Origin of the sequence: Nostoc sp. LEGE 06077, assembly GCF_015207705.1 — a bacterium.
In the GTDB taxonomy this organism is placed as follows: Bacteria; Cyanobacteriota; Cyanobacteriia; order Cyanobacteriales; family Nostocaceae; genus Nostoc_B.
Genome location: NZ_JADEWI010000071.1, coordinates 21,928 through 35,272, shown reverse-complemented (window position 1 = coordinate 35,272; position 13,345 = coordinate 21,928). Strand labels below are relative to the sequence as shown.

The following is a 13,345-nucleotide window of genomic DNA, read 5'->3' as shown; positions in this document are numbered from 1 at the left end:
CCAATTCCGATTTATTGCTTGGATTTAATCACCTAATTTTTACAATGAACCAATTTAAACCTTTTTTCTCTTCTGGATAATTTCATTTATTTACTACTTGCTTATTTCGGAAAGTGACAGAAGAGGGTTATGTAACTCGCGTTTATCCAAGAATGCGCGGTGAACGCAAACGCCCTACAGGTAAACCAATAACTTGGAATGGTGTACCTCTAAATACTTTTACAATCAAAAATCCAGTTAAAGGTGAAGCAGAAGTTACGTTGGCTCCCCCTGTTGTTTCCCGTGCAGGGTTGTTAGGTATTCAATCAGTAGCTAAAGATCGGCGATATGTAGTAGATCGAATCCAGTTTAATCCGCAGAAAAGAACAATGACTATTCAAGCAACACCTTATTAACGTGAGTTCGACGGATGTCAAAAACCCCTCTCCAAACCTCTCCCCCACGGTGAGAGAGGCTTTGAAACCTTGAATTTTTTGTTCAAAATTAGGAAAGTTTAAGCCCCTCTCCGCGTCAAAGAGGGGTTGGGGAGAGGTTCATCAAACTCACGTTAGCTTGAGGTAATACTTAAAGCCATACCTTGACGCATTGCACGCTTGCGATCGCTTTTTCGAGTTCCTCCAGCCATTTGATACTCATGGCTATTATTGCCAAATTTGTAAGCAATTCCACGCAAAATATTTTCTGAATAATCTGCTAAATGTTCCTCATTTTCCACAATCTGGGTTAATAAAACATCAATACTAGAAAGAGTAGTATTATACACTTCCAGTAATTGTCTCATCTTTTCTATTTTTTCAGTATAATCTGTGACTGTTAATCCTTCCCCTACATCCAAAGTTGGACTGATAGATTTAATACTGGCTAGACGCATTTCGGCTTTTTCGAGAATACGTGAAGTGCGCTTTCTTCTTGACATAATTAATACTCATCTTTTGAGTTTACCATTACTCTATGGTGAACAATTGTATAAAAAGTTGCCATACGTAAAAATATGGATTTTTGTTAAATAATCAATGTTAAAGCGGAAACTACTACAGGTTGAGGGAAACACGGAAATGTAAAAGCAGAAGTTACTTCCAGGAAAACAAAAGTTAGTTTTCTTAAAGCAGAAGTTACTTCAAGAACAACAAAAGTTACTTCCGGGAAAGCAGAAGTTATTTCCGGGAAAGCAGAAGTAACTTCTGGAAAAGCGGAAGTTACTTTAGATAGCATCAAATTTGAGTTGGCGATGCCTGCGGCGGGCGTAGCTATCACCCTACTATATAAAAATGTAGTGTTTGCAAAAGTGCGATCGCTTGAGCTTTTGTAGGATATGCCCTTAAATCCCCTTGAAAAAACACAAGTCAAAAATTTGCAGTCTGAAACCGTATCCCGCCTAGAACTAAAGTTCCAGGCTCATAGCCAAAGTCCACGCTTTGTGGACTGGAATGTATTTCTGGTTGAGTCATCTTCAGATGACTTGCGCTATGAGACTCGGAATTCATTCCGAGGCGGGACAAATGCACTAAACGAATATTTATTTGTGTGTACACCAATAGCTTTCCAAGGGGGGATTAAGGGGGGTAATTTGACTTGTATATACACCACAGCTTTTTAAAGGGAGTTGGGGGATCTTAAATCTTCCGCCACCAACAAGCAAACTTTAAAAACATCCTCTAAACTTCTCAATTTTCCCAAACCAAATCAAATTGCAATATGCAGAAAATTCTTACCAGTGTATTAGCTGCGTGTGTTTATCTAACGCCCTTAACAGTGACACTCATAGCTCAACCCAGTCGGGGAGAAACTGAAACACCCCAAGCACAAACAACTGAAAAACTACTACAACAGGCGATACAAAAGGGAAAACAACAGGAATATCAACAAGCCATCCCCATATTCCAGCAAGTTTTGGTTATGGCACGAGAACTAAAAGACCAAAAACTAGAAGGAATTGCACTTTTGGGGCTTGGGTTTTGCTACGACGCATCAGGAGAAAAGAAGAAAGCACTATCATTTTACAACCAAGCTCTGCCTCTATGGCGTACACAGGGCAATCGCTCTGGAGAAGCTGCTACTCTTAATAACATTGGTGGAGTCTACAACACATTAAGAAAAAAGCAACAAGCCTTGTCATTTTACAACCAAGCTCTGCCATTATGGCGTGCGGTGGATGATCGCGCAGGCGTTGCCAAAACTCTCTATAACATTGGTACAGTCTACGACGATTTAGGAAAAAAGCAGCAAGCATTGTCATTTTACAACCAAGCTTTGCCCCTATATCGTGCCGTAGGCGATCATGCAGGCATTGCCAGAACTCTCACTAACATTAGTACAGTCTACGACGATTTAGGAGAAAAGCAGCAAGCCCTGTCATTTTACAACCAAGCTCTGCCATTATGGCGTGCTGTGGGCGATCGCTCTGGGGAAGCCAAAACTCTTAATAACATTGGTGCAGTCTACAACGCATTAGGAGAAAAGCAGCAGGCATTGTCATTTTACAACCAAGCTCTGCCCCTCAGACGCGCAGTTGGAGATCGCGTAGGTGTTGCTACTACTCTCAATAACATTGGTGCAGTCTACAACGCATTAGGAGAAAAGCAGCAAGCATTGTCATATTTTAACCAAGCTCTGCTCCTATATCGTGGCGTGGGTGATCGCGCAGGCGTTGCCACTACTCTTAATAACATTGGTGCTGTCTACGACGCATTAGGAGAAAAGCAGCAGGCATTGTCATTTTACAACCAAGCTCTGCCCATACATCGTGCCGTAGGCGATCGTGCTATGGAAACTGTTACTCTCAATAACATTGGTGCAGTTTACAACGCATTAGGAGAAAATCAGAAAGCACTGTCATTTCACAACCAGGCTCTGACCCTTAGACGTGCAGTGGGCGATCGCGCAGGCGTTGCCATTACTCTCAATAACATTGGTAAAGTCTACTCCGATTTAGGAAAAAAGCAGCAGGCATTGTCATTTTACAACCAAGCTCTGCCCCGGTGGCGTGCGGTGGGTGATCGCTCTGGGGAAGCTACTACTCTCAATAACATTGGTTCAATCTACGACGATTTAGGAGAAAAGCAGCAGGCATTGTCATTTTACAATCAAGCTCTGCCCATACATCGTGCCGTGGGTGATCGCAATGGGGAAGCGGTTATATTGGGTAATAGAGGTATATTTTTTCAAAATACAAATCGACCAAGTGAAGCTATTACTGATTTAGAAAAATCTTTGCAAATCAACTTAGAATTACGTCGGGGTTTACAGCAAGAAAATCGCCAAAAGTTTTTACAGCAAAATGACGCGAGTGCAACTGCTTTAGTCAATGTCTTGATTGATCAAAAGAAATATGACCAAGCTTTTGCCTGGGTTAACCTTTTCAGCACTTCTGATTTAGCTGATTACAATCGTCTAATTAATGCCAAAGTTGCTAACCCCAAAGCACAAAAAGCTATTGATAAATGGAATCAAAAAAATCAACAACTTGAATCTCAACGACAACAACTGCAAAATAATTCGTCCCCAGATTTTGCTCAACAGTTTCGTCAATTAGAAACACAAGTCTATCAAGAAGCCGCAGAAATATCTCGCCAATTTCCCGAAGTTGCAGAACTATTTGAAACCACACCCGCAGATATTGAAAAGCTTAAATCATCCATCCCCGCCGACACGGTGGTAATTCAACCAGTTTTGCTGACAGGTCTGCAAAATATACCAAAGCCTTTAGCAATATTTGTCTTAACTAAAAATAAAGTAAACGTTATTAAAACATCAATTAAGCCTAATGAATTTGATCAACTGCTCACCCAATATTTAGAGCAATTAGAAAATGACGGTGATCCTGACTACGCAGAAAATAGCGTTAAATTATATGATATTCTCATTCGACCTGTAGAAGCTGAAATCCAAAAATTGCAACCCAAGCAATTAAGCATCATCGCCACAGGTAAATTCAGCTATCTACCTTTTGAAACCCTCAGAGACAGCAAAACAGACAAGTATTTGATCCAAAAATATCCCGTCAATTATCTGACCCGCATTTCCACAAGCTCTTTAGGTTCACCAAAAGAAACTACAAGCCAACCACCAAAAGTTTTGGCTTTTGGTAATCCTGTACCTCGTGAAACACAAAATTTACCAGGTGCAGAAACAGAAGTTAAGGAAATTACAAATAAATTACCAGGAAGTGAAGCTTATCTTGGCAGTAAAGCCACCCTGGCAAATTTCAAAAATCAAGCCTTACGCTTTAATTTTATCCATTTAGCAACTCATGGCTGCTTCCAAAATGCCGACTGTACAACAATAAATTTAAAAAATAATTCATTGCTGTTTGCCGATGCACAGTTTAACATTGCCGATGCAGCATTTTTAGGTTTAAAAGGTACACAATTATTAACCCTGAGTGCTTGTCAAACTGCCAAAAAAATTGAGGATAAAGGTGTAGGTATTGCTGGTGTTGCTTATATATTTGAACGCGCTGGCGCTAAAGCAGTGATGGCGAGTTTGTGGGCGGTTGAAGACGAATCAACCCAAAAACTCATGGTTGATTTTTATACAAATCTCCAGCAAGGTAAGAGTAAAGGAGAAGCACTACAACAAGCCAAGTTACAGCAAATTGAGCGTCATCCCTTTTATTGGTCGCCATTTGTCATAATTGGCGATGCGCGGTGAATTTGTAGAGGCGAACGGCCGTTCGCCCTATTGGATGAAATTCTTTATTAATGCGTAAGTAAGAGCAAATGTTTGTAGGGGTGAATGTTTGTAGGGGCGACCATTTGTAGGGGAGGGGCGAACGGCCGTTCGCCCTATTGGATGAAATTCTTTATTAATGCGTAAGTAAGAGCAAATGTTTGTAAGGGCGAACGTTTGTAGGAACGACCATTTATTTGTAGGGGCGAACGGCCGTTCGCCCCTACTATAATGATCACCAAATATCTGGATGAATTTCTTTATTAATGCGTAAGTCTTATTTATGATGATTTCTACTCAACGCATAATTTATTGTATAAATCCAACGTGCGATCGCCCGGCTAATTCTATAGAAGAGCGCATCTGTACCAATTGTCAAACTCCTTTAATTCACCGTTACCTCTGGGCTACTGGCACTTTAGCCGCCAACATCTTACCAGAAACCCAAGTTGCAAAGCGATATGAAGTTATTCAACAACAAATATGGTTAGATACTCAACCAGGGCTACCACCAGAAACTTTACAAGACTTACCACAAGCTGTTATTCCTTACTTAAAGCTATATCAGCAGCAGTTACATCTTCCCCAAGTCTATGGGGTTGCTTTTTTTGAGGATGAAGATGATATTCTGTTGCTAGAAAATGTGCCGATAGATGCAACAGGCAATCTTTACCCCATCATGACTGATGCTTGGGAACAAGCCACAGCAGTTAGACAAGTTTATTGGCTATGGCAAATTCTCCAACTTTGGCAACCCTTAGCAGAACAGGGAGTTGAGCAAAGTTTAATCATTCCCGATAACTTAAGAATGCAAGGTTGGTGTGTGCGGTTGTTAGAACTCCATCCCACCCCAGCCGATGAAAAACCCAGCTTGTATGATTTAGGAAAATCTTGGCAGTCTTTGATAGCATTAGCTCAACCACAGATAGCTCAATCATTGCAGAAGATAGTTGAGCAAATGTGCGATCGCGCAGTAGATTTAGAAACTATCACCACTCAACTGAATACGCTGTTACTCTCAGCCGCCGCCGAGTTACCCCTCAGTCTTCAAGTTGCAGGCGCAACAGACATCGGCACAGAACTCACCCAAAACGAAGACACTTGCTATCCCAGTACCGATGAACCATATAATCCACTCATGCCACGCTTATCGATGGTTTGTGATGGTATTGGTGGACACCAAGGTGGTGAAGTTGCCAGCCAAATGGCAGTACAATCTTTAAAATTGCAAATTCGTGCCTTATTAGCAGAAGTCGCCGAACAAACTGAACCTGTAGCGCCAAAATTATTGCAAGAACAGCTAGAAGCCAGTTTGCGGGTAGTCAATAATTTAATTTCTTCCCGCAATGATGAACAGAAACGCCAAGGTAGAGAACGGATGGCGACAACCTTGGTGATGGCGTTGCAATTACCCCAAAGAATCGCCACAATCTCAGGATGGACATCTGATAACGCCCATGAACTTTATTTAGCCAATATAGGAGATAGCCGCGCTTACTGGATAACCCGTAACTACTGCCAATTACTCACCGTAGATGATGATGTAGCTTGGCGAGAAGTCCGCTATGGCAGAAGTTTATATCGTCAAGCACTCCAGAGACAAGATGCAACGGCTTTAACTCAAGCTTTAGGCACAAAAGATGCTGAATCTTTGCGAATATCAGTTCAAAGATTCATCATTGATGAAGAAGGTTTATTACTGCTGTGTTCTGATGGTTTAAGTGATAACGATTGGGTGGAAAATTCTTGGCAAGATTTTGCTATCCCTGTGTTAGCAGGTGAAGTTTCCCTTGCCGAAACCGTGCAGAATTTAATTAATCTTGCCAACCAAAAAAATGGACATGATAATACTTCTGTTGTTCTCACTCTTTGTCGGCTGTCTAAAGAATACTTAGTCCCAGTGACTTTATTATCACCACCAGAAGAGATTGTCGAACCAGAAACACCAGAAGTAGAAGAACCGGCTTTGACAGAAAGCGCCCAAGCTTTATTAGACTTGGATTTGACAGAAGAACCAACTCCGCCAATACCCACACCAATCAAAAAATCTCATCGACGTAAGCCTTTAGTAAACGTTGGCGGATTATTAGCCGTTTTAGTTGGCGCAACAACTCTGGGATTATTCGCTTGGTGGCTACTAAATCCTCAAACCTTTCAACAAATGTGTGGAAAATTACCCCAACCAATACAGTCAGCTTGTCCACAGCGCCAGTAATCAAAACTCACACTATTTACACCCCTTCTCTCCACTCTTCCTGCCCCCCTGCGGCCTATTTGTATCAAACTTAAAGTGAAACGGTATAAGTTCTCTGACTGTCAAACACAGCATCTAGGAACGTAATATCCATTTGATGTAGAATTGGAACTGTCGTGAAAGCGCACAGAAAAACTAAAATAACGCGATATGCGACTTATTTTTTAAAACCCCTCTCCAAACCTCTCCCCGCAACGGAGAGAGGCTTTAATTCTTACTACCCTTCCTTTGTAGGGAAGGGGTTGGGGGTTAGGTTTGAGATAAAGTCGCACATTGCGTAAAATAAGTCTTTCTTAGCCTATTAGCAGACAAATCCTCAAACAGCGCTTCTGAGACACCCGTAAGCGTGGACAAGTGCAATGAGGAAAAAAAACAGTCAGAGATTTGTCGCTGATGATGATTAAAGCCTGCACGGTCAGGCTTTGTTTGTATAAAAGTTGCAAACGTATATAATAGAACGTTTGTTTTGATTAGATGGGGAAAATAACTGTTCTCAACAGTTGATTTTTCAACCAGCACGTTCGATAAGGGATGGCTGTGGAGATGCTTGTGGAACCGCAAAAGCTAGGTGTAAATGTTCTTATGAAAGTTGGCGATCGCGTCCGTGTTAATCAATCGGTAGTAGTCTACCATCATCCTGAACATCGCTCTCAAGCTTTTGACCTCAAAGGCTCAGAAGGCGAAATTGTGGATATTGTGACTCAATGGCAAGGTAGACCTGTTAGTGCCAACTTGCCAGTATTAGTTCAGTTTAGTAAAAAATTTAAAGCCCACTTGCGCGAGAATGAGTTAGAAATTATCTAAACTTCTCAAAAGCGGCGAAGGAACCACCGAAAAATGTTGAGTTCGCCGCGCATTTTTTTGAGTTCTTGACGGTGATATTCTGCTTCAGCCTCATACCATTCACAATAACGCTGAAACTCTAAGCGTTGCTGGACTTCATAATAAAATTCATGGGTGGTTTGGTAAGCATTAAAAGTTTCTTCAACTTCAGGTTGCCGAGATGGAATAATATGAGGTAATTCTTGGCGCATGATTCTCACAACATAGTGTGCTGAGTTTTGAGATATTAAACAACCAAAACTTTCAGACTATTGAAATTATAGCTATTAGCAATAACTGGCTACTACTCAACAATTTTTACAGCCAACCACGTAAGCCATAAATAAAACTACCAATATATTCTTTCAAAGCACTAGTAAATTGATGTAGGTTATCTGTGTCGGGTAATAAATTGAGTAATGCCGCTTTGGGTGTGCTAACCAGTTCTTGCAGGTCGTTTTGAGTCACAAGAAAATCCGTCGGTGCAGGAGTAGCATCAATACCTTGACGTTGGAAAATTTTCAGCGATCGCGGCATATGCATAGCCGAAGTTACCAATAATACTTTTTGAATCCCACGATACTGCAAAATTTTCTTGACATTCACCGCATTTTGATAAGTATTGAGGGAATCAGGGTCTTGAATAATTGCCTGTGATGGTACACCAATTTCGGTCAAAATACTCGCCATATCTGCCGATTCTGCTGTACCGCCATTGCGCCAATCAACACGACCACCACTTGTAATAATTAAAGGCGCTTTTTTTTGGCGATATAGCTTTGCTGCATAAATTATGCGATCGCCTTGTTCACTTAAATCAACATCAGGTCGAGGAAAAAAGGCTGATTTAGTTGCACCGCCCAAAACCACAATTGCTTCAGCACTTGGCATTTGCTGAGGTGGGAGATTTTGCCATTCGAGCGATCGCACCAACGCCTTAGCCACCCAAGCATTACTACAAAGCAATAATAAGCTTAAAGAAAAGGCGATCGCTGCTGTGGCGATGCGCGGTTGTTTCCATACTGTGATTAAAGCCACTACTAAACTCACACTGGCTAATCCCAAGGGATAAAAAAACAGTGGTAACAACTTGGAAAGGTATAAAAACATAATTGGTTATTATATGTAACTTCAAAAATCCAAGTAAAAAGAAAAAAATCTTTTGACTTTTGACTTTTAACTTTTGCCTTTATTCATTACCTTTCCCAAAATCTAAAATTAATGCCTCTAGCGCGACGGAAGCGGCGAGTAGGCCTTCTTTTTTGCTGTTTAGTTGATCTTTCTTCTCCCTCTTCTACAGTTTCAATTGGTAGCTGAGTTCTAACTTCTTCTTTGCTACCCCACCAAGCAATAATCCAGCCGCCACCAATAGCACCTATTCCCCCTAGCAAGATACTCATCGGTGCTGAATAACCCAACCAGACAAAACCTAGTAAGAACAATAGCCAATATTTAAGTCCAGCATCAATGCCATCAGAAGATGGTACTGTTGGGGCTTGAGGACTATTTTTACTAGCATTGGTAATCCAACCCAAGGTAAACCCACTCAGAATTCCCAAGAAAATGCTCAGGGATGCAGGTGAACCCGTCAGTATTAAGATGAACGTTAAAAATGACCCAAAGATTAATTGCGAAATAAAATCAGGGGTGAAATTAAATAAGTTGTTATTTTTAGCCATGAGTTCAGTAAGGGTATAAGGGTATAGGGGTGTAAGGGTGTAGGGGTAGGGAGAAAATTTTAACTAATACCTTACCCCCTTACCCTTTAAACCCTGTTCTCGCTCAGAAGTTTTAATTGTGTCTCGTTTGCTTGAGTGGTATCCCAAGTATGAACGTATGGTGTTTCTGCTTCAGTAAAAGCTTCAGCTTGTTTGAGTTGTGATGCTAATAAATCTACCGTAGCGTCAGCAATATCACCAGTCCGGTTGATCAGCCGTTCTTGAATTACTTCAACGGGTGCTGTGCAGTGAATAATCTGGAGAGGAAGTTGATACTTTTGTGCTTTGGCGATCGCTTCTTGGCGATATTGTTGTTGGTCATACTTGGCATCTAAAATCACCGTGAAACCTTGATTAGCTAGTATAGTTCCCAAGTTCAACAACCGTGTATATGTTTTCTGCGTCATTTCTGGCGTATACAAATCATCTCCACCACGTTCCGACAAAGAAATTCCCCCCAAATGCTTACGCACCGCATCTGAGCGAATGTGAATCGCATTAAATTGTCGAGCTAAATATTTGGCGGTTGTACTCTTACCAGAACCTGACAAACCCGACATTAAAATCAGCTTTCCTTGTTTGGATTGAGTATATTCCCAAGCCAGCTTGTAATACTTGGCTGCGGTTTTTGCCGCTTCTTGTTTAACTTCTGCTGGTACACCAGGATCATCCAGTAAAAATGACGTTACTTTTGCCCTTACATAAGACTGTCGATTTAAATATATAGGTAATACTTCCAAGCCTTCCCAATCGCCAGTCTGCTCTAAATAAGTATTTAAATAAGCATTACTTAAGTCTGAACGCTGCTGTGCTTCCAAATCCATCACCGCATAAGCAATATCGAACATGACATCAACAAAGCGGAAGGGTTCGTTAAACTCTATGCAGTCAAATAACAAAATTTTATCTTGCCATAGACAAATATTGCGGAGGTGTAAGTCTCCATGACATTCCCGAATATAGTTATTTTGAATTCTCTGGTGAAATAGTTCTTGTCTTTCAGCAAAAAATTTATCTGTATAAGCTTTGCAGTCATCAAATTGCTGCTGTGTCTGGGGGCCACCGATATATTTCTCGGTTTGCTCGTAATTTTCATCAAATGCTGCTCGTACTTGCGATACTTCGCCAAAACTGCGAATGTAATCATTTGTCTCGGTTTTGGCGTGGTACTGCGCTACAATCCGTCCTAATTCTGCTAAGTGAGCCTCAGTTAACTTGCCCTGTGCAAACAAGTTGCTTAATAGTGTTTCTTGGGGAAACTCACGCATTTTAACTGCGTACTCTACAACTTCTCCTGTTCCCCCTAAATGATATTCTTCTCCTTCTAGAGTTATGGGTAACACTTCCAAATACAGTTCAGCTGCTCCCCGTTTATTTAAGCGCAACTCTTCCTGACAAAAATGCTGCCGCTTCTCCAAAGTTGAAAAATCCAAAAACCCAAAATTCACTGGTTTCTTCAGCTTGTAGGCGTAATCTCCCGTCAGCAGCACATAAGAAACGTGGGTTTGACTGAGTTGAATAGGTTCTCTTACAGGGTGGGGATAAAATCCGGGCTGTAACATCTGCTGAATTAAAGCTGGAAGAGTTACTTCTGTCATATTGCCAGTATTAGTTTTTAAACCGCAGATTATTATCTCAAATCATCGGCGGTTGCAATTTTTAATTTAAATATTCACGTTTGTAGCTTAACAAAAAACCAGGGTGTTACCCCTGGCATCATCAGCAATTATCACAAATTTGGAGTGTTGTTAAAGACAGGCCATACACCTGTTCTAACCTTGATTATTACCAGCATAAAAACTCAAGTGGTAAGGTGTACCCTTGGCTGGATGAACTTGAACTTCCTTTAAAACTGTTTTACCCGTCCACTCAAGATCGGGAATGCTGAGTTCAATTTCTGTCTTGTTAACCGCAGCTTTTTTCAGCAGGCGTTCAACAACTTTGGCATCAATTACCAAAGAAATAGATTCTGTACCGTTATGTCCGTACAAATTGGCGGGGATTAAACCAGAACGACGTAAAGCATTTGGTTTACTGCCTTCTGGGCGCTTTTGAGATTCAACTGTCACAGCCATGTTATTTGTCCTTTGTCAATGGTCGATGGTCGATGGTCAATGGTCAATGGACTATTGACTAAATACTATGCACTCAGCAAGGAGGCGGGTGTGCCGTCTGCGTGCAGTAATGCACGTTTGGGGCCGTGAATGGGGTCTTCTACAATTATGGTTTGATCGCGGCTTGCGCCTAAAGAGACGATCGCAATCGGCACTTCCATTAATTCGGCTAAGTATTTGAGGTAGTCGAGGGCTTGCTGTGGCAAGTCTTCGAGGGTACGACAGTCACTTGTAGACTGCTGCCATCCTGGTAAGGTTTTGTAGATGGGGCGACAACGAGCAAACTGACGGGAACTAGTGGGGAAGTGTTCGCAACGTTCACCATCTATGTCATAGGCGACACAAACTTGAATTTCCTCTAATTCGTCGAGAACATCAAGTTTGGTAATTGCCATACAGTCCATACCGTTGATGCGGACGGCATAGCGACCAATTACCGCATCAAACCAACCGCAGCGCCGTTTACGTCCAGTGGTTGTCCCAAATTCCGCACCGCGATCGCACAGATGCTCTCCTAAGTCTCCACTCAACTCTGTGGGAAAAGGCCCTTCTCCCACACGGGTTGTATAGGCTTTAGATACGCCAATTACCCGATCTATCATTGTCGGCCCTAGCCCTGTCCCAACGCAAGCCCCACCAGCTACGGGGTTAGAGGAGGTAACATAGGGATAAGTCCCATGATCTAAGTCTAGGAGTGTACCTTGCGCTCCTTCAAATAAAATGTTGCGTCGCCGTAAAATGGCATCGTATATTTTCAACGATGTATCAATCACGTAAGGACGCAAGCGATCGGCATAGACCAAGTATTCGTCAATTACTTGCTTGGGGTCTAAGGGCGGTAGGTTGTAAAGCTTTTCTAAAAGGACGTTTTTATAATTGATTGTCCACTCTAATTGGTCGCGCAGGCCTTCTGAGTCCATCAAATCTAAAACTCTGATGCCTGTACGCTCTGATTTATCAGCATAAGTTGGGCCAATTCCTCGACCTGTAGTGCCGATTTTATGGGTTCCCCGCCGTTCTTCTGATGCTTTGTCAATTAACCGATGGTAAGGCATCGTGACGTGGGCTGTCTCAGAGATCAACAGTTTGGCAGTGGAAATATTCAGTGTTTCTAGTTGGTCGAGTTCTGCAATCAAAACCTGTGGATCAATGACTGTCCCACAGCCAATGATGCACTCGGTATCTGGATACAAAATACCAGAGGGAATCAGGTGGAGTTTAAAAGTTTGTTTCTGGACTACAATTGTATGCCCAGCATTGACACCCCCTTGGTAACGTACCACTACATCTGCGGAGCGGCTGAGTAAGTCAGTGATTTTGCCTTTCCCTTCGTCGCCCCACTGAGCACCTATGACAATGACGTTAGCCAAGCGTTTATATTATGAGGTAAAGTTTCCACAAATTGCTATTCTATACATATACTGCAAATTATGTCAAGGAAATCGGTGCAAACTGATATTTTTGTGGCGTTTTATATTTTCTAGCAGGGGAAAGGGAATAGGGAACAGGGAACAGAGTTGAAAGTCTCTTAGTGTATTAATTTTGCCGTCAATTCTGTATTTTATTCGCGTGGATACCGCTATAGTTTTTCTTCTCAATAAACAAGTACAAAAAAACCTATTGTTTATACTTGTTTAACAGTAAAAATACTTTCAAAGTCTCAATTAATACTAATTAAATCTTCAGAAGTTATGTAAATGCTAGTTAGAAAATCTTGAATTTTATTAATTAACCGTAGCTTTACAGAATCTTACTCTCGGTATAGATTT

Annotated in this window: 13 protein-coding genes; 5 read left to right on the top strand and 8 right to left on the bottom strand. The window is 41.5% G+C overall.

The genetic code is table 11. From position 1 onward, the window contains the following. Positions 1–113: 113 nt before the first annotated feature. The gene (locus IQ244_RS28450; protein WP_193900053.1) at positions 114–395 is read left to right on the top strand and encodes a hypothetical protein; all 282 of its coding nucleotides are present in this window, start codon (positions 114–116) and stop codon (positions 393–395) included. Between the two features lie 152 nt (positions 396–547). On the opposite strand, the gene IQ244_RS28445 is transcribed toward IQ244_RS28450, so the two are convergent. Then, on the bottom strand, positions 548–916 hold the full coding sequence (locus tag IQ244_RS28445) for a hypothetical protein (protein WP_193900052.1): 369 nt from the start codon (positions 914–916) through the stop codon (positions 548–550). An 86-nt stretch (positions 917–1,002) separates the two neighbouring features. Next, complete coding sequence (locus IQ244_RS28440; protein WP_193900051.1) at positions 1,003–1,212, bottom strand: hypothetical protein; 210 nt, start codon at positions 1,210–1,212, stop codon at positions 1,003–1,005. Positions 1,213–1,312: 100 nt separating this feature from the next. Between IQ244_RS28440 and IQ244_RS28435 the strand changes: the two genes are divergently transcribed. The 4 genes from IQ244_RS28435 (at position 1,313) to IQ244_RS28420 (ending at position 7,726) form a co-directional block, all read left to right on the top strand. After that, positions 1,313–1,597, top strand: coding sequence for a hypothetical protein (locus tag IQ244_RS28435; protein WP_193900050.1), 285 nt, complete (start codon positions 1,313–1,315; stop codon positions 1,595–1,597). 98 nt (positions 1,598–1,695) lie between these two features. Further along, positions 1,696–4,650: a tetratricopeptide repeat protein gene (locus tag IQ244_RS28430; RefSeq protein ID WP_193900049.1), complete on the top strand. Its 2,955-nt coding sequence runs from the start codon at positions 1,696–1,698 to the stop codon at positions 4,648–4,650. A 304-nt stretch (positions 4,651–4,954) separates the two neighbouring features. Further along, positions 4,955–6,883: a protein phosphatase 2C domain-containing protein gene (locus IQ244_RS28425; protein ID WP_193900055.1), complete on the top strand. Its 1,929-nt coding sequence runs from the start codon at positions 4,955–4,957 to the stop codon at positions 6,881–6,883. Positions 6,884–7,453: 570 nt separating this feature from the next. Then, positions 7,454–7,726, top strand: a complete 273-nt coding sequence (locus IQ244_RS28420) for a ferredoxin-thioredoxin reductase variable chain (protein ID WP_096584594.1) — start codon at positions 7,454–7,456, stop codon at positions 7,724–7,726. Positions 7,727–7,731: 5 nt separating this feature from the next. Here IQ244_RS28420 and IQ244_RS28415 read toward each other — a convergent pair whose 3' ends face one another. The 6 genes from IQ244_RS28415 to IQ244_RS28390 form a co-directional block, all read right to left on the bottom strand. Next, entirely contained in the window at positions 7,732–7,956 is a 225-nt protein-coding gene (locus IQ244_RS28415; protein WP_193900048.1) for a hypothetical protein, read from the bottom strand. A 106-nt stretch (positions 7,957–8,062) separates the two neighbouring features. Further along, complete coding sequence (locus tag IQ244_RS28410; RefSeq protein ID WP_193900047.1) at positions 8,063–8,854, bottom strand: YdcF family protein; 792 nt, start codon at positions 8,852–8,854, stop codon at positions 8,063–8,065. Positions 8,855–8,940: 86 nt separating this feature from the next. Further along, a complete protein-coding gene (locus tag IQ244_RS28405) occupies positions 8,941–9,423 on the bottom strand; it encodes a hypothetical protein (protein WP_193900046.1) in 483 nt (160 codons plus the stop codon). Between the two features lie 86 nt (positions 9,424–9,509). After that, positions 9,510–11,060, bottom strand: coding sequence for an AAA family ATPase (locus IQ244_RS28400; RefSeq protein ID WP_193900045.1), 1,551 nt, complete (start codon positions 11,058–11,060; stop codon positions 9,510–9,512). Positions 11,061–11,234: 174 nt separating this feature from the next. Then, positions 11,235–11,537: a 50S ribosomal protein L25 gene (gene rplY, locus IQ244_RS28395; protein WP_096584582.1), complete on the bottom strand. Its 303-nt coding sequence runs from the start codon at positions 11,535–11,537 to the stop codon at positions 11,235–11,237. A gap of 65 nt (positions 11,538–11,602) precedes the next feature. After that, positions 11,603–12,946 (bottom strand): adenylosuccinate synthase, encoded by a 1,344-nt coding sequence (locus IQ244_RS28390; protein WP_193900044.1) that lies wholly within the window; start codon positions 12,944–12,946, stop codon positions 11,603–11,605. Positions 12,947–13,345: the final 399 nt, after the last annotated feature.